Genomic DNA, 20,100 nt, shown 5'->3' with positions numbered 1-20,100 from the left:
TCCTCCTCCCTGGAGGGTCATCTTGGTAAAATCATCGCGGTCAACGCGGTTCGCTGTCCAGCCAACGGCGCTTTGATTCCTCCAGATGGGCATGCATCATCGCCTGTGCCAGCAATGAATCGCGCCCCTCCAGCGCCGTGTAGATCAGTTCGTGTTCGCAGAGCGCCAGGCTCCAGGTGTCCGGCGTCTCGAAATGTTCCCGCAATTGCGTCGAAAGCGGGCTGTGGCGGTCATCGAACAGTTCACCGACGAGGCGCGCCAGAACATCGTTGCCCGATTGCGCCGCAATGGCCAGGTGAAACTGCCGGTCATGCTCGACCGGCTTGCGGCCGGCCGAAATTTCGGAGGCCATGCCATCGAGGATCTGGCGCAGGTTCTTCAGGCTTTCCGCCGTCATGCGGGCCGAAGCGAGCACGATGACCGCACCTTCCACCGCCGCCCGCGCCTGCATAAGCTCCACGGGGCTTTCGCCCATCGACGCCGATGTCGGCGGGCGTCGCTCCGTCGTTGCCACCAGATAGATGCCCGACCCCATGCGGATCTCGACCGTGCCATCGATCTCCAGCGCGATCAGAGCCTCGCGCAGGGACGGACGCGACACACCCAGCTGCAGGGCAAGTTCGCGCTCCGACGGCAGACGCTGGCCAAGCTTGAACTGGCCCGCCTGGATGAGCCCGCGGATCTGGTCTGCCACCTGCTGATAGAGCCTGCGCTCGGTCGTCCTGAACCCGTTCATCATCACTCACTTCTGATTGGCCTTACCATAGGCAATTGGTCAAAAACTGGCAAGACCAATATTTTATCTATATATATCAATATCTTATATTCAATAATCACGACAATAATGCCCTTACTCAGAAATTGGCTTGACCAGTTTGGCAAGGCCACTTACCAATAGGCCGCAGTCGACGGGTGGAGCTGGATCGACGGCGCATGATGCGCGAGGAGGACTTAGATGCACAGCGCAGAGACCCATTCCGTCAACGCGACGCCCCGCGCAGGCTCGACCTCTGCAAGCCATGCGCGTGGTGCAGATGGCGCTCCGCTGCTGAGCCTCCAGAACATTTCCAAGCATTTTCCAAGCGTGGTTGCCCTTGCTGATGTAAGTTTTGACTTACAACGAGGAGAGGTCCACGCGGTCTGCGGCGAAAACGGCGCGGGCAAATCGACGCTGATGAAAATCATCAGCGGCGTTTACACGCCCACCTCCGGCCGTATCATCTACAAGGGCGTCGAGCGCAGCTTCTCCTCGCCGCTCGAAGCGGAAAACATCGGCATTGCCATCATTCACCAGGAACTGAACCTGGTGCCGCACATGACGGTGGCGGAAAATATCTATCTCGCCCGCGAGCCGCGCCGGGGTTTCCTGGTTGACCGCAAGAAGCTGAAGGCGGATGCGCAGGCCTGTCTCGACCGTCTCGGCGTTTCGATCTCGCCGGATCGTCTGGTGCGCGAACTGTCGGTTGCCCAGTGCCAGATGGTGGAAATCGCCAAAGCACTGTCGCTGAACGCAGAAGTGCTGATCATGGACGAGCCGACCTCGTCGCTGACCGAGCAGGAAACGCGGCTGCTGTTCAAGGTCATCCACGACCTCAAATCCTCCGGCGTCGGCATCGTCTATATCTCGCACCGTCTGGATGAAATGGCCGAGATTGTCGACCGCGTGACCGTGTTGCGCGACGGCCAGTATGTCGCAACAAATGATTTTGCCGACACCACCGTCGACGATATCGTAGCCAAGATGGTCGGACGCTCGCTGGAGGAGAAGTTTCCCGAGCGCACCTCGACGCCCACCGAAGAGGTGATCTTTTCGGCCGAGAACCTCACCCGCGCCGGCGTCTTTCGCAATGTCAGCTTCACGCTGCGTCGCGGCGAGATTTTGGGCTTTGCCGGCCTGATGGGCGCCGGGCGCACGGAAGTTGCGCGCGCGATTTTCGGCGCTGATCCGCTGGATAGCGGCACGGTGACGATGGATGGCAAGGTGCTTTCGATCCGCTCGCCGCGCGATGCGATTGCAAGCGGTCTTGCCTATCTCTCGGAAGACCGCAAGGCGCAGGGGCTTGCGGTCAAGATGCCGGTCGATGCCAATATGACGCTTGCCAATATGGAAGAGCTGACGAACCGCTTCGGCCTCATCGACTTTCGCCGCCATGCGGAAGTGGCAAACGAATATGTCGATCTTCTCAGCATCAAGACGCCGTCGATCCGCCAGCCGGTGCGGCTGCTGTCCGGTGGCAACCAGCAAAAGATCATCATCGGCAAATGGCTGTTTCGCAAGTCGCGCATCCTCTTTTTCGACGAGCCGACGCGCGGCATCGATGTCGGGGCGAAATACGCGATCTACAAGATCATGGATGAACTGGCCCGCGATGGCATCGGCGTCATCCTGATCAGTTCGGAACTGCCGGAAATTCTGGGCATGACCGACCGCGTCGCGGTTTTCCACAACGGCACCATTACCGGCATCCTGGAGACGGCAAAGACCACCCAGGAAGAAATCATGCGTTACGCCTCCGGCTACGGGCATAGCCCCAAAGCCCGCGCGGCGAATTGAGGACAATGATGAGCACACCGAGCGAACCCAAAAGCCGCCGCCTCAGCGACCGGCAAAAGGATGTGATCCAGAAGTTTGCAGCCCTTGGCAGCCTCTTCGTGCTGATCGCCGTGTTTTCCAGCACCAGCAACGCCTTCTTCACCGTCAACAACGGCATGACGATCGCGCTTCAGGTCACCTCGATTGCGCTGCTCGGCATCGGGGCAACCTGCGTCATCATCACCGGCGGCATCGATCTTTCGGTCGGCTCAGTCCTGGCGCTTGCCGGCGTGGTCGCAGCGCTTGCGGTGAAGGAACTGGGCATGCCCGTGCCCATCGGCATGCTGATCGGCATCCTCACCGGCTCGCTCTGCGGCTTCATCAACGGCATACTCGTCACCCGCATGAAGCTGCCGCCGTTCATTGCAACGCTTGGCATGATGCTGATTGCCCGTGGCGTGGCGCTGCAGATCACCGGCGCGCGCGCCGTCTCCGGCCTTGGCGAAAGCTTTGGCGAACTGGGCAACGGCTCGCTGTTTCGCATTGTCACCATCGGCGATGACGGCTTTCCGAACGTGGTCTTTCCCGGCATCCCCTATCCGGTCATCCTGATGATCGTTATAGCACTTGCCGTGTCCTTCATGCTGAACCGTTCGGTGCTGGGCCGCCACATCTATGCGGTCGGCTCCAATGTGGATGCGGCGCGCCTTTCCGGCGTCAACGTGACCCGCGTCACGAACTTTACCTATGTGCTTTCAGGCACGCTGGCTGGCCTTACCGGCTGCGTGCTGATGTCGCGCCTCGTCACGGCCCAGCCGAACGAAGGCGTGATGTACGAACTGGATGCGATTGCGAGCGCCGTTATCGGCGGTACCTCGCTGATCGGCGGCGTCGGCACGATTTCCGGCACGGCCATCGGCGCCTTCGTCATCGGCATCCTGCGCAACGGCCTTAACATGAACGGCGTTTCCGCCTTCACACAGCAGATCATCATCGGCCTCGTCATTCTGGTCACCGTCTGGATCGACCAGTTGCGCAACCGCCGATGAGAGAGGGTGCGGACCCTTATCCGCAAGAAACAAGGGAGTGGGAGCTCCCGGGAGGAGGCCATGGCGGCCGCTTCACTTCAGGAGGATGGAAATGAAAAAGCTTGCAACAGCATTGCTGACATCGGTGATCATGCTTTCGGCCGCATCCGTGCAGGCCGCCGAGATCGCCGTTATCGTGAAAACGGTCAACTCGACCTTCTGGCAGAACGTCCAGAAGGGCGCCGATGCCGCCATGAAGGAGGTTGGTTCCGGCAACACTATGACCTTCCAGGGCCCAGCCTCGGAATCGGCCATCGCCGACCAGGTCAACATGGTGGAAAATGCCGTCAACCGCGGCGTGGCCGGCATCGTGCTTGCCCCGTCCGATCCGGACGCGCTGGTGCCTGCCGTCAAGAAGGCTTGGGAAGCACGCATTCCTGTCGTGATCGTCGACTCGATGCTGGCCAAGGGTGCCGAGCAATATTACCAGTCGTTCCTCGCCACCGATAACCGCAAGGCCGGCGAACTTGCCGCCCAGGCGCTGATCGACAAGGTCGGCAAGGAAGGCAAGATCGCCGTCATGTCCTATGTGGCCGGTGCCGGTTCGGAAATCGGTCGCGTCGGCGGCTTTACCGATTACATCAAGGCCAATTCCAAGCTTCAGATCGTCGGCCCATATTATTCGCAGTCGCAGATGGCGACCGCGCTCAACCAGACGACCGACGTGCTGGCCGCCAATGCGGACCTCAAGGGCATGTTCGGCGCCAATGAACCAACCGCCATCGGCATGGGCCGCGCGATCAAGCAGGCCGGCAAGGCCGGCAAGGTCGTGGCCGTCGGTTTCGACGGAAACCAGGACCTGCAGGAATTCGTCAAGGACGGCACACTCTCGGCCATCGCCGTGCAGGGTTCGTTCCAGATGGGCGAACTCGGCGTAAAAACCGTGTCCAAGCTGATGAAGAAGGAAAAGGTCGAGAAGTTCGTCGATACCGGTGTCGTCGTTGTCACCAAGGACAATATCGACAAGCCGGAAGCCAAGAACGTTCTTTACTGAACGACATTCGCAAAAACCGGACGCGCTGCCTTGGCGCGTCCGCTCTCCCACGCAAAAGGCAGGATGTTTCATGAAGGTTACCGATCAGCGCACGCACACCCGCACGGGCGTTTCCTTGACCGGCATGGGCCTTGGCTGCGCCCAGATGGGCAATCTTTACCGCGTGACGCCCTATGAGGAATCCGCTGGCGCCTTCAAGGCCGCCTGGGATGCCGGCATCCGCTATTTCGATACCGCGCCCTTTTATGGTTTTACCCGCTCGGAGCGGCGGCTGGGCACGATGCTTACCGATTTTGCCCGCGACCAGTATGTGGTCAGCACCAAGGTCGGCCGCGTCATGACGCCGGACCCAACGGTGGGCGCCGAAGAAGACGGCTATGTGCAGCCCCTGCCCTTCCGCCCGGTCTATGACTACAGCTACGACGGCGTGATGCGCTCCTTCGAGGCAAGCCAGCAGCGGCTCGGCGTGCTTGCGCCTGATATTCTCTACATCCACGACATCGGCAGCGTCACCCATGGCGACAAACACCTGCACTACTGGAGCCAGCTGACCGATGGCGGCGGTTTTCGCGCCCTAGCAAAGCTGCGCGAGGAAGGCTCGACCAGGGCCATCGGGCTTGGCGTCAACGAGTGGGAAATCGTCCGTGATGCCATGGAAGTTGCCGAGATCGATATCTGCATGCTCGCCGGCCGTTACACGCTGCTGGAGCAGCAGAGCCTCGACTTCATGAATACCTGCGCTGAAAAAGGCGTCGGCATCGTGATTGCCGGGGCGTTTAATTCCGGCATTCTCGCCGGCAACCGAAAGTTCAACTATGCGGACGCGCCCGCCGAAATGCTGGCCCGCGTTGATGCGCTGCATGAGGCCTGTGCTGCCGAAGGTGTCACCTTGCAGGCAGCAGCGCTACAGTTTCCGCTGGCGCATCCGGCCGCCCTTACCATTGTTTCCGGTGCGCGAAACCACGACCAGCTGACCGCCAATGCCGCCTGGTTCGAGGAGGAAATTCCCGCCTCCTTCTGGTCACGCCTCAAGGAACGCGGCCTGATTTCCGAAGGCGCCCCTGTCCCCGGTCAAGGGGTCTGATTTCATGCGGATCGACGCCCATCAGCATTTCTGGCGGTTGGCGGAGCGGGTTGGCGAATGGCCGCCGGCAGAGCTTGAGGCCATTTACCGTGATTTTGCGCCTGATGATCTGCAGCCTCTGCTGGCAGCCTGCGATATCGACGGCACGGTGCTGGTGCAGACCATGGAAAGGGACGCTGACACCGCCTTCATGCTGGATCTGGCCGACCGGCACGACTTCATCTTCGGCGTCGTCGGCTGGACCGACCTGAAAGCGCCGGATGCAGCGGATGCCATCGCCCGGCTCGCGCGCAACAGGAAGCTGAAGGGCCTGCGCCCGATGCTGCAGGGTCTTTCCGACGACAGGTGGATCACCGATCCGGCGCTTAATCCAGCTGTCGCCGCCATGGTTTCGGCCGATCTTGCCTTCGATGCGCTGGTGTTTCCCAAACACCTGCCGCATCTCACCGTCTTTGCCGATCGCCATCCGGATCTGCGCATCGTCATCGACCACGGCGCCAAGCCGGAGATCGCCGAGGGACGCTTTGTCGAATGGCGCGCCGCGATGGCTGATCTTGCCGCCCTCCCCAATGTGTCGTGCAAGCTGTCAGGGCTTCTCACCGAAGCGGCAGACCAGAGGCCGCAGGCCGTGCGTCCCTATGGCGAGACGATCCTTGATCTGTTTGGCGCCGATGGCGTGATCTGGGGCAGCGACTGGCCGGTGGTGCGCCTTGCCGGCGATTACAAAAGCTGGTTCGATCAATGCCGGGACATGGTTTCAAAAGATCACCACACCGCCGTCTTCGGCGGCAACGCCATCGATTTCTACCGGCTAAATAGGTAAGTAAATGCTGACGATTATCTGTGACACTCCCGGACAATTGAGCGCCATCGAGCGGGAAAAGCCCGTTCCTGCCAAGGGTGAAGCGCTGGTGAAAATCCGCCGCGTCGGCGTTTGCGGCACCGACCTGCATATTTTTACCGGCAACCAGCCCTATCTTTCCTATCCGCGCGTGATGGGACATGAGCTGGCGGCAACCGTGGAGGAAGCACCGGAGGGCAGCGCTCTTTCCGCTGGCGATACGGTTGCCATCATCCCCTACATGTCCTGTGGACGCTGCGATGCCTGCCTGAAGGGCCGCACCAATTGCTGCCGAAACATCGGCGTGCTCGGCGTTCACCGCGATGGCGGCATGACGGAATATCTCTGCCTTCCGGCCGAATTTCTGCTGAAGGCAGACGGGCTGTCGCTGGATCAGGCGGCCATGGTGGAGTTTTTGGCGATCGGCGCCCACGCCGTTGCGCGGGCAAAAACCCGCGCCGGCGAAAAAGTGCTGATTGCTGGCGCCGGCCCGATCGGTCTTGCGGTTGCCGTCTTTGCCAAAATGGAGGGTGCGGATGTCACCCTGATCGACAGCCGGCGCGACCGGCTGGACTTTGCCGAAAAACATCTCGGCATCACCTCCACCGTCATGCTGGGCGAAGGCGACGTGGATCAGTTGTCCACGATCACCGACGGCAATTTCTTCGAGACGGTGTTTGATGCGACCGGCAATCCGAAAGCCATCGAGCGCGGTTTCGGCTTTGTCGCGCATGCCGGCACCTATGTGCTGGTGTCGATCGTCGCCTCCAGCATCAGCTTTTCCGATCCGGAATTCCACAAGCGCGAAACGACGCTTCTTGGCAGCCGCAATGCCACCGCTGCCGATTTCCACCATGTGATGGCGGCGATGCGCGCCGGCCACGTGCCGGATGCGCTGATCACCCACCGTATGTCGCTGTCGCAGGTGCCGGAACAGTTTGCCGGTCTCACAGATCCGGCAGCCGGCGTGGTCAAGGCCATGGTGGAGGTCGCGTGAGGCCGCAACCCGCCATCCTGCAGTTCGGCACCAGCCGTTTCCTGCTGGCCCATGCCGACCTCTTCGTCTCCGAAGCCATGGAGACGCACGAGGCATTGGGCCCGATTGCCGTGGTGCAGACCACGTCGAGCCCGGAAAGTGCAGCGCGCATTACGGCGCTTGGACATACTCCCCGCTATCCGGTGCGCATTCGCGGACAGGTCAACGGAGAGATTATCGACGAGGAGCGCGTCGGCACTGCCATTGCCGAAGCGCTGACGGCCGCAACCGACTGGGAGCGGATCCGCGCGCTGGCTGTCCATGTTCCGGTGATCATCTCCAACACCGGCGATCGCGGTTATGACCTCGACCCTTCCGACGACACGGCGCTTCTAACCGATCTCGAACGGCTGCCGAAAAGTTTCCCAGCAAAACTTGCCGTTCTGCTGGCGCATCGTTTTGAGAAAAACCCGGACGCGCCGCTGTCGCTCTATCCGTGCGAACTCGTGCCGCAGAACGGCTCGCGGCTGCGCACGCTGATCGAGCAGCTGGCCATGGAATGGGAACTGCCGGCCGAATTCCGCATCTGGCTGAACGAGACCTGCCACTTTGCCAATAGCCTGGTCGACCGGATCGTCGCCGAACCGATTGCACCTGTTGGTGCCGTGGCCGAGCCTTATGCGCTCTGGGCCATCGAACAGCAGGAGGGCTTGGTTCTGCCCTGCCGACATCCGGCCATCACGCTGACGGATGATCTCGATCGCTTCGAGATGCTGAAACTGCATCTGCTCAACCTTGGCCATTCGGTGCTTGCCGAGTGCTGGCGGAAGGATGGGCGCCGCGCCGACGAGACCGTGCGCGAGGCGATGGACGATCCGGCAATGCGCAACGCGTTGGAAACGGTCTGGACGCAGGAAGTTCTGCCGGTCTTCGAGGGTGACGGCAGGGGCGAGGAAGCACGCGCCTATCTCGACACCGTGCGCGACCGGTTTCTCAACCCGTTCCTGAAGCATAAGCTTTCAGATATTGCCGCCAACCACGCGGAAAAGAAACGTCGCAGGTTTTTGCCGATGGTGACGCGCGCGGCCGATCTTGGCCTTGCAATTGCCCAGCCGAAACTCAAGGCTGCACTGGCGAGCGACGATTGAGCCCGTCGCCGAGGAACAGAGAATGAGCGCTAAGGAAAGGAACAGAAATGGCTAACCTTGAGGGCAAGACGGTGCTGATCACCGCCGCCGGCCAGGGCATCGGGCGGGCAAGTGCACTGGCCTTTGCCGAGGCGGGCGCTATCGTCCATGCAACCGATATCAATGACAAGGCGCTTTCCGAACTGCCGGCGCTGGCCAACCTGCACGCGCAGAAACTCGATGTTCTGGACGAGGCAGCCGTCAAGGCCTGCATCGCCGGCATCGGTCAGGTCGATATCCTGTTCAACTGCGCCGGCGTCGTCCATGGCGGCTCGGTGCTGGAGATGAAGGACAGCGATCTGGATTTTGCCATCGATTTGAACGTCAAGGCGATGATCCGCACCATCCGCGCCGTGCTGCCGGGCATGATGGAACGCCGTGACGGCGCCATCATCAACATGGCCTCGGTTGCCTCTTCCATCAAGGGCGTACCGAACCGCTTTGCCTATGGTGTCACGAAAGCTGCCGTCATCGGGCTCACCAAGGCGGTGGCGGCCGATTATGTCGGGCATAACATTCGCTGCAACGCCATTTGCCCCGGCACGGTGGAAAGCCCGTCGCTGCAGGACCGCCTGCGCGCGCAGGGCGATTACGAGGCCGCACGTGCTGCCTTCATCGCCCGCCAGCCTATCGGACGCCTGGGCGCCCCGGAAGAAATTGCAGACCTTGCCGTCTATCTTGCCGGCGCAACCTATACATCCGGCCAAGCCATCGCCATCGATGGCGGCTGGACCATCTGACATCAGACTTCAGGAAGGAATACCACCATGAAACTGCTTCGTTACGGCGCTGCCGGCGCAGAACGCCCGGCCCTCGTTGACGCCAACGGCACGATCCGCGATATTTCCGCGCATGTCAGCGACCTCTCAGGCGCTGCACTCAACCCGAAAAACCTTGCCAAGCTTGCCGCGCTCGACGTTGCCTCGCTGCCGGAAGTCTCCGCCGACGAACGTCTCGGCGCCTGCGTTGCCGGCACCGGCAAGTTCATCTGCATCGGCCTCAACTATTCCGACCATGCCGCCGAAACCGGTGCGACCGTTCCGCCGGAACCGGTCATCTTCATGAAGGCGACGTCTGCCATCGTCGGCCCGAATGACGACGTGCTGATCCCGCGCGGCTCTGAAAAGACCGACTGGGAAGTCGAGCTTGGTGTCGTCATCGGCAAGACGGCGAAATACGTCTCGGAAGCCGATGCGATGGATTATGTCGCGGGTTACTGCGTCTCCCATGACGTTTCCGAGCGCGCCTTCCAGACCGAGCGTTCCGGCCAGTGGACCAAGGGCAAGTCCTGCGACACGTTTGGCCCCATCGGCCCTTGGCTAGTGACGACGGACGAGATCGCCGATCCGCAGAACCTCAAGATGTGGCTGACGGTGAACGGCGAGACCATGCAGAACGGCTCCACCCAGACCATGGTCTACGGCGTTGCCTTCCTCGTTTCCTATCTGAGCCAGTTCATGTCGCTTCATCCCGGTGATGTCATCTCCACCGGTACGCCCCCCGGCGTTGGCCTTGGCCTGAAGCCGCCGCGGTTCCTCAAAGCCGGCGACGTGGTGGAACTTGGCATCGAAGGCCTTGGCACGCAGAAGCAGACCTTTCGCGCCGACGCCTGATTGATCCCCCTGACCTTCGTCTGACAGACCTGCCGGAGAAACGAACATGGCCATCATCACCGACATGCGGATCATCGATCTGCGGTTTCCCACGTCCCAGAGCCTCGATGGCTCGGATGCGATGAACCCGGACCCGGATTATTCGGCAGCCTATGTCATTCTGGAAACCGACGTGCCCGGCCTTGCCGGGCACGGCCTCACCTTCACCATCGGGCGCGGCAACGACATCTGCTGCATGGCAATCGATGCCATGCGCCATCTCGTCGTCGGCACGGACCTTGCGGTGGTAAAGGCGCATCCGGGCAAATTCTGGCGCCATCTGACCAGTGACAGCCAGTTGCGCTGGATCGGCCCGGAAAAGGGCGCCATGCATCTGGCAACCGGCGCTGTCGTCAACGCCTTCTGGGATCTGCTGGCCAAGGAAGCCCAAAAGCCGGTCTGGCGTCTGGTGGCCGACATGTCGGCGGAAGAGATCGCTGATATCGTCGATTACCGTTACCTGACCGACGTTCTCACCCGCGACGAGGCCGTTGCCATCCTGAAAAAGGCAGAAACCGGCAAGGCCGAGCGTATCGCCATCCTCGAGCGCGAAGGTTATGCCTGTTACACGACATCGGCCGGCTGGCTCGGCTATGACGACGACAAGCTGCGCCGTCTCTGCCAGGAGGCGATCGATGCCGGCTTCAACCATGTGAAGATGAAAGTCGGCCGCGACCTCGAAGACGATATCCGCCGCCTCACCATTGCCCGCGAGGTGATCGGCCCGGATCGTTACCTGATGATCGACGCCAACCAGGTCTGGGAAGTGGACCAGGCCATCGACTGGGTGAAAAAGCTCTCCTTCTGCAATCCCTTCTTCATCGAGGAGCCGACAAGCCCCGACGATGTGGCCGGCCATCGCAAGATCCGCCAGGCGATTGGCCCGGTGAAGGTGGCAACCGGCGAGATGTGCCAGAACCGCATCATGTTCAAGCAGTTCATCGCCGAAGGTGCCATCGACGTGGTGCAGATCGATTCATGCCGCATGGGCGGACTGAACGAGGTGCTATCGGTGCTGCTGGTGGCAGCCAAATTCGGCCTGCCGGTCTGGCCGCATGCCGGCGGCGTCGGGCTCTGCGAATATGTCCAGCATCTGTCGATGATCGATTATGTCGCCGTGTCTGGCACCAAGGACGGCCGCGTGATCGAATTCGTCGACCACCTGCACGAGCATTTCCTCGACCCGTGCGTGATCAAGGATGCAGCCTACATGCCGCCGTCCATGCCGGGCTTTTCCATCGAGATGCGGGCCGAGACGCTGGAAGCCTTCGCCTTTGCACCGGCGAAGGGCAGCACCGGGCAATCGCGGCCCATGAAGGCGGTGGATGCCGCCTGACGCCAAGGGCGGGGTTACCAAGGTTTAATATCCCGCCCATTGACCGGGGCATGCAGATGGCATTATCGGAACCAAGACGTTCCCATAATATAGAAGATCGGCATATCCCGACATGGCCATCAAGCGCAGCCACATCCTTCTTGCCATCGCCGTCGCGGCAGCGGCCGCTTACGGCTGGATGCGGTTTTCCGAAAAGCCCGCCACCAGCACGTTTCTGACGGCCCCGGTCCGGCAGGGCAATGTCGAGGAAACGGTGCTGGCCACGGGCACGCTGAAGCCGGTGCGGCTGGTGGCCGTCGGCTCGCAGGCGTCGGGGCGGATCACCTCGATCAAGTTCAAGCTCGGCGATACGGTGCGCAAGGGCGAGCTGATCGCCGAGATCGATTCCACCACACAGAACAACGACCTGCGCACATCCGAAGCCTCGCTGTCCAACATGAAGGCACAGAAGCAGGAAAAGGAAGCCACGCTCGAAGGTTACCAGAAGACGCTCGCCCGCCAGCAGGCCATCTATAGCAAGCAGGCGGGTTCGGAAGCGGATCTGCAGACGGCGGAAACCAACGTCAACACCACAAAGGCGCAGATCGCCGCTCTCGATGCCCAGATCATCTCGGCCGAGATCGCCGTGGAAACCGCCAAGGCCGAACTGGGCTATACCCGCATCACGGCGCCGATGGATGGCACGGTGCTGGCCATCGTCAACCAGGAAGGCCGAACGGTCAACGCCACGCAGTCCATCCCGACGATCGTCATCCTCGGTGATCTCTCCACCATGACGGTGCGCGCCGAAATCTCCGAAGCCGACATTACAAAGGTGAAACCGGGACAGGCCGTGCGTTTCAACCTCATTGGCGAGCGTACGCAGAGCTATGACGCCACTCTGGCCTCGATAGAACCGGCGCCAGAATCGATCACCAGCGACAGCAGCGTTTCCAGTTCCACCACCAGCAGCTCGACCTCGTCGTCATCCTCCTCCTCCGCCATCTATTATATCGGCGTGTTCGATGTGCCGAACGAAGACGGACGCTTTCGTACCTATATGTCGGCTGAGGTCAACATCGTGCTCGGCGCCGCAAAGGATGTGCTGACCATCCCCTCGGCTGCCCTTGGCAAGTCCCTTGCCGATGGCAAGACCGCTGTGCGCGTGATGGCGGCCGACGGCACGGTTGCTGAGCGCGCTGTGGAAACAGGGCTCAACAATAAGATCAGTGTCGAGGTCAAAAGCGGCCTTGAAGAAGGCGCCAAAGTGGTGATCAGCGAGGCGAGTACGGGTTCGAAATCCGACAGCCGCCGCGGTGGCCCGATGGGCTTCTGACGCGATGACCAAGACCGAACATGCCCCCCTCATCGTCATCGAAAAGCTGCGCCGCGAGTATCCCGCCGGCGAAGGCACGATCACGGTTCTGAAGGATGTCGACCTCACCATCAAGCGTGGCGAAATGGTTGCCATCATCGGCGCCTCCGGCTCGGGCAAGTCGACGCTGATGAACCTTCTCGGCCTGCTCGACAGCCCGACCTCAGGCACCTACCGCGTCTCCGGCAAGGACACCTCATCGCTCGACAGCGACGAACTCTCGGCGCTCCGGCGCGAGCATTTCGGCTTCATCTTCCAGCGTTATCACCTGCTCGCCGAATTGTCGGCGCTCGGCAATGTGGAAATTCCGGCGATCTATGCGGGGCGTTCGCGCAGCGACCGGCGCGAGCGCGCGGCTTCCATTCTCGGGAGGCTTGGCATGGGGGACCGCACGCATTACCGGCCGGGGCAATTGTCAGGCGGCCAGCAGCAGCGCGTCTCCATTGCCCGCGCGCTGATGAACGATGCTGAAGTGATCCTTGCCGATGAGCCGACCGGCGCTCTCGACAGCAAGAGCGGCGAGGACGTGCTGCGCATTCTGGAAGACCTGAACCGCGACGGCAAAACGATCATCATCGTGACCCATGACCCGAGCGTTGCAGCCCGCGCCAAACGCATCATCGAAATCTCCGACGGCCGGATTATTGCAGACCGGCAGACGCAACCCACGCAGCCGTCACCAGCGATAGAGGAAAGTTCCCCGCGGAAGGTCGCCAGCGGCCTGACGGTGGCCGTGGACCGGTTTCGCGAGGCCTTCGTGATGGCGCTGAAGGCCCTGCAATCGCACCGGCTGCGCAGCTTTCTCACCATGCTCGGCATCATCATCGGCATTGCCTCGGTCATGCTGGTGGTGGCGCTCGGCACCGGCAGCCAGCAGCAGATCCTTGCCAATATCAGCAGCCTTGGCACCAACACGCTCGAAGTCTTTCCCGGCAAGGGGTTTGGCGATACCCGCTCCGGACGCGTGAAGACGCTCGTCGTCTCGGATGCGGAAAGCCTGGCACAATTGACCTATGTGGGTGCCGTGACGCCGACCGTTTCCACCAGCACCACCGCAAGGTTCGGTGCAACGGTTGCCAATGCGCTGATCAATGGCGTCGGCAGCCAGTATTTCACCGTCAAGGGATCGACGCTGATGTCCGGCCGCTTTTTCGAGGAGGACAGCGTGGATGGTCTCTCGCAGGATGCCGTGATCGACGACAACACCGCCAAGGCCCTGTTTACCACAAATGGCGTGGAACCCGTCGGCCAGATCATTCTGGCCGGCACCGTGCCGGTGCGGGTCGTCGGTGTCATTTCCTCCCAGCAGGGCGGGTTCGGTTCCAGCGACAACCTGTCGATCTACCTTCCCTATACCAGCGTGCAGACGCGATTTCTCGGCAGCACGTCGCTTCGCAGCATTACGGTCCGTGTCGCCGACAATGCCGACATGGCCGCCGCCGAACAGGCTGTCACCGATTTCCTCACCCGTCGCCACGGCACCAAGGATTTCTTCATCCTCAACACCGACGATATCCGCAAGACGATCACCAGCACGACGCAGACGATGACGCTTCTCGTCTCGGCGATTGCCGTCATCTCCCTCGTCGTCGGTGGCATCGGCGTGATGAATATCATGCTGGTTTCAGTGTCGGAGCGCGTGGGTGAAATCGGGGTGCGCATGGCGGTGGGGGCGCGGCGGCAGGATATCCTGCAGCAATTCCTCATCGAGGCCGTGCTCGTCTGCCTCATCGGCGGCGTTCTCGGCATCACGCTGGCGCTCTCGGTCGGCCTTGCGACAAACCTGTCCGGCGCGGGCATCAGCCTCATTTTTTCCGCCACGCCCATGGTTCTCGCCTTCGTCTGCTCCTGCCTCATCGGCATCGTCTTCGGCTTCCTGCCGGCGCGCAATGCCTCGCGGCTGGACCCGGTGGCTGCCCTTTCGTGAGGACTGCGGGGCAAAAATTAGCGATGGCGCATTAGTACTAATCAGTACGGCAATTTAGGTTACCGTTAATTCAAGGCGTTTAACCCTGTATTTGTCCGGCATGGGCCGGGCATGGCCCTTTACAGGATTTTCGATCATGGTCGATTCCATCTCCAGTACTGCCTCGACACTTCTCTCCTCCACCAGCACCAGTTCCTCGACATCCAGCACCGTCGATGTCGCCACGCTCGAAGCGCAGCTTGCCGCAAAGCAGGCAAAGCTTGCCGAGACGGACGACGAGGCGGAAAAGGAAGAGTTGCAGGACGCCATTGCCGCGCTTCAAAAGCAGATCGAGCAGGCAAAGGCTGCCAAGGCCAGTGAGGATACGTCATCCGCAACAACTCCTAAGGAAACGGAAGAGCCCACCCAGCTTTCGGGCGAAAGCGACCGGATCGGCACCACCAATTTCGACGACGAGACGGAGTTTGGTGAGCGCGAGGCCTATCTCTGATCACACTGGCCTGCAACGTGTTGCCCGTCAGGCTCAACTGCCAGACTGCGGGTCGCGTCGGGTGCCGGTAAGGCTGCGATCCAGGTTATGCGACATTCCGCTGGAGCCACCGGCAAACCGCTTTGCCCCTGCCGGGTGGTGTTTTCCAGCGGGAAGTGCGCTATGCCTCCAGAACAAAAGTGCGCCATGCATGGCATAGGTTGATCGCAACGAGTTCAGGACGCGGATGGACGACAGCAGCAGCGAGCAGGGCAGAACGCCTGATGACGTGACGACCAAGCGGGGACGCGGCCGGCCGAAGAGCCTCAGCGACAATGACCGCCGGCAGATGATCATCGATACAGCGCGTCGCACCTTCACGGAACTCGGCCTTGCCGGGACCACGACAGATATCGTGGCAAGCCGCTGCCGCATTTCCAAGCAGACGCTGTACCGCCTGTTTCCCAGCAAGGTCGACCTGTTCGTCGCCGTCGTCGCCTCGCACAGGCAGATGATGCTGAGACTGCCCCGGCCCGACAACGAGGACCTGCCCTTGGCCGAGGCGATCGGCCACATCTTCATGATCGACATTGACGAAGACACCGAACGAGAGCGCGAAGCCTTCATCCACATCGTCATACGCCAGTCGCATCAGGTGCCAGACCTTGCTGAAGTGCTGTTTCGCGAGGGGCCGGAAACGTCACGCAGACAGCTGGCGGACTGGCTTGAAAAACAGATGGCAGCCGGAAAACTGGTGCTGAGCGATTCGCTGTTCGGTGCCCGCATCCTCATGGACATGTTGTTTGGCGGCGTTGGGCCAGGCCCGCGCGGCTGGCCGGATCTTGCCGCGCGCAAACGCCATATGGAGCAGGCAATCGCACTTTTCGTGCGCGGAACACGCCCCGACTGAATTCCCGCCGCCTCCCAATTTCTGCAGAAAAATCGCAACCTTTCTGGAACTTTTTCGTTTGGCCCACGGCATACGCACGCAACAACGGGCGGATTATGCCGTTTTTTGCCCCATCCCGGGGCCGGATCGCGGAAAGATCGGAAAGGATTAAACCAGCACAGTGTGTGGGATTTGCGGAGAAATACGGTTCGACGGCGCACAGCCTTCCCCTCTGGTTCAGGCCCGGATGATGGAGGCCATTGCGCCCCGCGGGCCGGATGGCTCCGGAATGGTCATCCACGGATCGACGGCGCTTTCCCATAGGCGGCTCTCGATCATCGATCTCTCCCAGAAGGCCCGCCAGCCGATGGTGGATGGCGAACTGGGCCTGACGATCGCCTTCAACGGCTGCATCTACAACTATCCGGAACTGCGCGCTGAACTGGAAGCCAAGGGCTACCGCTTCTTTTCCCATGGCGATACCGAAGTCATCCTGAAGGCCTGGCATGCCTGGGGAACTGAGTGCGTCTCCCGCTTCCACGGCATGTTCGCCTTCGTCATCCACGAGCGCGACACCAACCGCGTGGTGATGGCGCGCGACCGTTTTGGCATCAAGCCGCTTTACCTTGCCAAAGTGGGAAAGGCTGTGCGGTTCGCCTCGTCGCTGCCGGCTCTCGTTCAAGGTGGTGATATCGACACCTCGATCGACCGCGATGCACTGCATCACTACATGAGTTTCCACGCGGTCGTTCCGCCGCCGCGCACCATCATCAACGGTGTGAAGAAACTGCCACCGGCGACCATCCGCGTGATCGAGGCAGACGGGCGCGAAACGGACACGCGCTACTGGAACCCGCCGCACACGCGCGATTCCGCCATGGCCGGCCTTTCGCGCGAAGACTGGCGCGACATGGTGCTCGATGCGCTCAGGCTTGCCGTCAAGCGCCGCACGGTGGCGGATGTGCCTGTCGGCGTGCTGCTCTCCGGCGGCGTTGATTCCAGCATCATTACCGGGCTACTGGCCGAACAGGGCCAGAACGATCTCATGACCTTCTCCGTCGGTTTTGAAGAAGCCAATGGCGAAAAGGGCGACGAGTTCGTCTATTCGGACCTTATCGCGAAACATTTCGGCACCGACCATCACAAGATCTTCGTGCCCTCAGCGCAGCTGATGGATGCGCTTCCCGGCGTCATCTCCTCGATGTCGGAACCGATGGTCTCCTATGACAATGTCGGCTTTTATCTGCTCGCCAAGGAAGTTTCCAAGCACATCCGCGTCGTGCAATCCGGCCAGGGCGCTGACGAGGTGTTTGGCGGTTATCACTGGTATCCGCCGCTCGGGTCATCCACCGATGTCGTCAACGATTATGCCCGCGTGTTCTTTGACCGCAGCCATGACGTGATGAAAACGCAACTGAACCCGGACTGGATGGCGGCAAGCGATGTGAGCCGCGAACTCGTCGCGCGCCATTTGCTGCAGGGCGATGCCGACACACCTGTCGATGCCGCCCTTCGCCTCGACAGCCAGGTGATGCTGGTGGACGATCCGGTGAAGCGCGTCGACAACATGACCATGGCCTGGGGCCTTGAGGCGCGCGTGCCCTTTCTCGACCATGAACTGGTGGAACTGGCAGCAAAAATCCCGCCGGAGTTCAAGCTGAACGACGGCGGCAAGGGTGTGCTGAAGGATGCCGCCCGCCTTGTGGTGCCGCATGAGGTGATCGACCGCAAGAAGGGCTATTTCCCGGTACCGCAGCTCAAATATGTCGATGGCCCCTATCTCGACATGGTGCGCGATGCGCTGACCTCGCAGGCCGCACGAGAGCGGGGGATATTTCAGGATAGCTACCTGCAAAAACTGTTCGACAAGCCGTCAGAACACATCACGCCGCTGCAGGGCTCGGAGCTTTGGCAGGCGGGACTGTTGGAAATGTGGCTGCAGGCGCAGGGGATCTGAGGCATGGCAAACAACAAGACGGGAGAGCGCCTGCAAAAGGTGCGCAGCGACAAGGCCGTGGCCCACCGCCTGAGGCGAAAGCGCGTCGAATCCCTGCAGCGCACCGGCCGCGTGGGACACCCGGATGAGGCGTCTGCCGATGCATCCGCCGTTCTCGATTGCGGCTGGGGTCGGCTGATTTTCGCGCAGACCTTTGACGATGCGGGCGAACTCGTCTCGGCATTGCGCGAAGAGGCGCCGGAACACCGCGATATCGCCATCTATGTGCATGATCCGCATGTGCTGCTGGCTGAAGCGCCGCAGGAGATCTTTCTCGACCCGTCGCACACCTTCCGCCTCGACCTTGCGACCTACCGCTCGGGACGCCGCCAGCCACGTGGCTTTTCCGTGCGTCGCCTGTCGTCCGAAGCGGATGCGCGGGCCGTCAACCGCATCTATTCGGCCCGCGGAATGGTGGAGGTGCGCCCGGATTTCTTCTGGTCGAACCGTGACAACCGGGCGATCACCTACCTGGTCGCCGAAGACGAGACGACCGGCGAGGTGATCGGCACCGTCACCGGCATCGATCACACCCGCGCCTTTGCCGATCCCGAACAGGGTTCTTCGCTCTGGTGCCTGGCGGTCGATCCGCAGGCCCGCCATGCCGGGATCGGCGAAACGCTGGTGCGGCGCCTCGCTGAACATTTCAAGGCGCGCGGCGCGGGCTTCATGGACCTATCGGTGCTGCACGACAACGAGCAGGCGATCGCGCTTTACGAAAAGCTTGGTTTCCGCCGTATCCCCGCCTTTTCCGTCAAGCGCAAGAACTCCATCAACGAGCGGCTTTATGCCCGCCCGCTCGAGGCCTATGACGCCCTGAACCCCTATGCGCGGCTGATCGTGGACGAGGCGCGCCGGCGTGGCGTGCATGTGGAAATCACCGATGCGGAAGGCGGCTTCTTCCGGCTGTCGAATGGCGGGCGCTCCGTCCATTGCCGCGAAAGTCTGTCGGAAATGACATCTGGCGTTGCCATGTCGATCTGCGACGACAAGGCAGTGACCCGCCGGGTGGTGGAACGGGCCGGGCTTGTGGTGCCGGAACAGATGACCGCCGATGGCAATGATGACGCTCTTGCCGGTTTTCTGACAAAACATGGCCGGGTGGTGGTAAAACCCGCACGCGGCGAACAGGGCCGTGGCGTCGCGGTCGGCCTCGATACGATGGAGGACATCAAGGCCGCCATTGCCATTGCCCGTGAAGTCTGTGACCGGGTGCTGATCGAGGCCTGCTTCGAAGGTGAGGACCTGCGCCTCGTGGTCATCGATTTCAAGCTGGTGGCCGCTGCCATCCGCCGTCCGCCGCATGTGATCGGCGATGGACGCCAGACCGTGCGCCAGTTGATCGAAACCCTGTCCCGGCGAAGGGCCGCAGCGACCGGCGGCGAAAGTACCATTCCGATCGATGGCGAAACCGAACGTTGCCTGCAGATGTCCGACCTGACGCTGGATGACGTGCTGGAAGAGGGTCGCGACGTGGTGGTGCGCAAGGCGGCAAATCTTCACACCGGCGGCTCGATCCATGACGTGACCTCCATCGTGCATCCACGGCTGGTGGACGCGGCCATCAAGGCCGCGCGCGCCATCGATATCCCCGTTGTCGGCATCGATTTCATGGTGAAGGCGCCGACCGAACCGGATTACGTGTTCATTGAAGCGAATGAACGTCCGGGCCTTGCCAACCACGAGCCGCAGCCGACGGCTGCCCGTTTTCTCGATCTGCTCTTCCCGCTTTCGGGCCACCGCGCCGCCCGCAACGCCCTGGGGAAAATGTAAC

The 20,100-nt window shown here is 61.5% G+C and carries 17 protein-coding genes; 16 read left to right on the top strand and 1 reads right to left on the bottom strand.

Translation table 11 applies throughout. From position 1 onward, the window contains the following. Window positions 1-40: 40 nt before the first annotated feature. Window positions 41-736 (bottom strand): FadR/GntR family transcriptional regulator, encoded by a 696-nt coding sequence (locus AC4CWF_RS02950; RefSeq protein ID WP_491285173.1) that lies wholly within the window; start codon window positions 734-736, stop codon window positions 41-43. Window positions 737-955: 219 nt separating this feature from the next. On the opposite strand from AC4CWF_RS02950, the gene AC4CWF_RS02945 reads away from it, so the two are divergent. From AC4CWF_RS02945 to ngg, 16 genes are all read left to right on the top strand, one after another. Continuing rightward, complete coding sequence (locus AC4CWF_RS02945) at window positions 956-2,554, top strand: sugar ABC transporter ATP-binding protein (protein WP_491283642.1); 1,599 nt, start codon at window positions 956-958, stop codon at window positions 2,552-2,554. Window positions 2,555-2,562: 8 nt separating this feature from the next. Continuing rightward, the gene (locus tag AC4CWF_RS02940; protein WP_491285171.1) at window positions 2,563-3,582 is read left to right on the top strand and encodes an ABC transporter permease; all 1,020 of its coding nucleotides are present in this window, start codon (window positions 2,563-2,565) and stop codon (window positions 3,580-3,582) included. A gap of 91 nt (window positions 3,583-3,673) precedes the next feature. After that, window positions 3,674-4,615, top strand: coding sequence for an ABC transporter substrate-binding protein (locus tag AC4CWF_RS02935; RefSeq protein WP_491283641.1), 942 nt, complete (start codon window positions 3,674-3,676; stop codon window positions 4,613-4,615). Window positions 4,616-4,685: 70 nt separating this feature from the next. Beyond that, entirely contained in the window at window positions 4,686-5,699 is a 1,014-nt protein-coding gene (locus tag AC4CWF_RS02930) for an aldo/keto reductase (RefSeq protein ID WP_491283640.1), read from the top strand. 4 nt (window positions 5,700-5,703) lie between these two features. Continuing rightward, a complete protein-coding gene (locus tag AC4CWF_RS02925) occupies window positions 5,704-6,522 on the top strand; it encodes an amidohydrolase family protein (RefSeq protein ID WP_491283639.1) in 819 nt (272 codons plus the stop codon). Window positions 6,523-6,526: 4 nt separating this feature from the next. Next, complete coding sequence (locus AC4CWF_RS02920; RefSeq protein WP_491283638.1) at window positions 6,527-7,537, top strand: zinc-binding alcohol dehydrogenase family protein; 1,011 nt, start codon at window positions 6,527-6,529, stop codon at window positions 7,535-7,537. Continuing rightward, window positions 7,534-8,664 (top strand): mannitol dehydrogenase family protein, encoded by a 1,131-nt coding sequence (locus AC4CWF_RS02915; RefSeq protein ID WP_491283637.1) that lies wholly within the window; start codon window positions 7,534-7,536, stop codon window positions 8,662-8,664. The genes AC4CWF_RS02920 and AC4CWF_RS02915 overlap by 4 nt, the downstream gene beginning before the upstream one ends. A 47-nt stretch (window positions 8,665-8,711) precedes the next feature. Continuing rightward, window positions 8,712-9,443, top strand: a complete 732-nt coding sequence (locus AC4CWF_RS02910; protein WP_491283636.1) for an SDR family oxidoreductase — start codon at window positions 8,712-8,714, stop codon at window positions 9,441-9,443. Between the two features lie 27 nt (window positions 9,444-9,470). Further along, the gene (locus AC4CWF_RS02905) at window positions 9,471-10,316 is read left to right on the top strand and encodes a fumarylacetoacetate hydrolase family protein (RefSeq protein ID WP_491283635.1); all 846 of its coding nucleotides are present in this window, start codon (window positions 9,471-9,473) and stop codon (window positions 10,314-10,316) included. 46 nt (window positions 10,317-10,362) lie between these two features. Next, window positions 10,363-11,691 carry an L-fuconate dehydratase gene (locus tag AC4CWF_RS02900; protein ID WP_491283634.1) on the top strand — a complete coding sequence of 443 codons (1,329 nt, stop codon included), beginning with the start codon at window positions 10,363-10,365 and terminating at the stop codon, window positions 11,689-11,691. Window positions 11,692-11,803: 112 nt separating this feature from the next. After that, window positions 11,804-13,006 (top strand): efflux RND transporter periplasmic adaptor subunit, encoded by a 1,203-nt coding sequence (locus AC4CWF_RS02895; RefSeq protein WP_491283633.1) that lies wholly within the window; start codon window positions 11,804-11,806, stop codon window positions 13,004-13,006. A 4-nt stretch (window positions 13,007-13,010) separates the two neighbouring features. Beyond that, window positions 13,011-14,972 (top strand): MacB family efflux pump subunit, encoded by a 1,962-nt coding sequence (locus AC4CWF_RS02890; protein ID WP_491283632.1) that lies wholly within the window; start codon window positions 13,011-13,013, stop codon window positions 14,970-14,972. A 136-nt stretch (window positions 14,973-15,108) separates the two neighbouring features. Next, on the top strand, window positions 15,109-15,462 hold the full coding sequence (locus tag AC4CWF_RS02885) for a hypothetical protein (protein WP_491283631.1): 354 nt from the start codon (window positions 15,109-15,111) through the stop codon (window positions 15,460-15,462). Between the two features lie 226 nt (window positions 15,463-15,688). Next, window positions 15,689-16,351, top strand: a complete 663-nt coding sequence (locus AC4CWF_RS02880; RefSeq protein ID WP_491283630.1) for a TetR/AcrR family transcriptional regulator — start codon at window positions 15,689-15,691, stop codon at window positions 16,349-16,351. A gap of 160 nt (window positions 16,352-16,511) precedes the next feature. Next, entirely contained in the window at window positions 16,512-18,287 is a 1,776-nt protein-coding gene (locus AC4CWF_RS02875) for an N-acetylglutaminylglutamine amidotransferase (RefSeq protein ID WP_491283629.1), read from the top strand. Between the two features lie 3 nt (window positions 18,288-18,290). Continuing rightward, window positions 18,291-20,099 (top strand): N-acetylglutaminylglutamine synthetase, encoded by a 1,809-nt coding sequence (gene ngg, locus AC4CWF_RS02870; RefSeq protein WP_491283628.1) that lies wholly within the window; start codon window positions 18,291-18,293, stop codon window positions 20,097-20,099. Window position 20,100: the final 1 nt, after the last annotated feature.

The sequence above is a fragment of the Neorhizobium sp. PAMB6630 genome, from assembly GCF_058242775.1.
The sequence above is the reverse complement of the archived record's forward strand: the minus strand, read 5'-3'. Positions and strand labels throughout refer to the sequence as shown.

Excerpts from the sequence above, each read along its gene's own strand:
- AC4CWF_RS02950 (WP_491285173.1), bottom strand. The coding sequence starts at position 736 with ATGAACGGGTTCAGGACGACCGAGCGCAGGCTCTATCAGCAGGTGGCA.
- AC4CWF_RS02945 (WP_491283642.1), top strand. The coding sequence starts at position 956 with ATGCACAGCGCAGAGACCCATTCCGTCAACGCGACGCCCCGCGCAGGC.
- AC4CWF_RS02940 (WP_491285171.1), top strand. The coding sequence starts at position 2,563 with ATGAGCACACCGAGCGAACCCAAAAGCCGCCGCCTCAGCGACCGGCAA.
- AC4CWF_RS02935 (WP_491283641.1), top strand. The coding sequence starts at position 3,674 with ATGAAAAAGCTTGCAACAGCATTGCTGACATCGGTGATCATGCTTTCG.
- AC4CWF_RS02930 (WP_491283640.1), top strand. The coding sequence starts at position 4,686 with ATGAAGGTTACCGATCAGCGCACGCACACCCGCACGGGCGTTTCCTTG.
- AC4CWF_RS02925 (WP_491283639.1), top strand. The coding sequence starts at position 5,704 with ATGCGGATCGACGCCCATCAGCATTTCTGGCGGTTGGCGGAGCGGGTT.
- AC4CWF_RS02920 (WP_491283638.1), top strand. The coding sequence starts at position 6,527 with ATGCTGACGATTATCTGTGACACTCCCGGACAATTGAGCGCCATCGAG.
- AC4CWF_RS02910 (WP_491283636.1), top strand. The coding sequence starts at position 8,712 with ATGGCTAACCTTGAGGGCAAGACGGTGCTGATCACCGCCGCCGGCCAG.
- AC4CWF_RS02905 (WP_491283635.1), top strand. The coding sequence starts at position 9,471 with ATGAAACTGCTTCGTTACGGCGCTGCCGGCGCAGAACGCCCGGCCCTC.
- AC4CWF_RS02900 (WP_491283634.1), top strand. The coding sequence starts at position 10,363 with ATGGCCATCATCACCGACATGCGGATCATCGATCTGCGGTTTCCCACG.
- AC4CWF_RS02895 (WP_491283633.1), top strand. The coding sequence starts at position 11,804 with ATGGCCATCAAGCGCAGCCACATCCTTCTTGCCATCGCCGTCGCGGCA.
- AC4CWF_RS02890 (WP_491283632.1), top strand. The coding sequence starts at position 13,011 with ATGACCAAGACCGAACATGCCCCCCTCATCGTCATCGAAAAGCTGCGC.
- AC4CWF_RS02885 (WP_491283631.1), top strand. The coding sequence starts at position 15,109 with ATGGTCGATTCCATCTCCAGTACTGCCTCGACACTTCTCTCCTCCACC.
- AC4CWF_RS02880 (WP_491283630.1), top strand. The coding sequence starts at position 15,689 with ATGGACGACAGCAGCAGCGAGCAGGGCAGAACGCCTGATGACGTGACG.
- ngg (WP_491283628.1), top strand. The coding sequence starts at position 18,291 with ATGGCAAACAACAAGACGGGAGAGCGCCTGCAAAAGGTGCGCAGCGAC.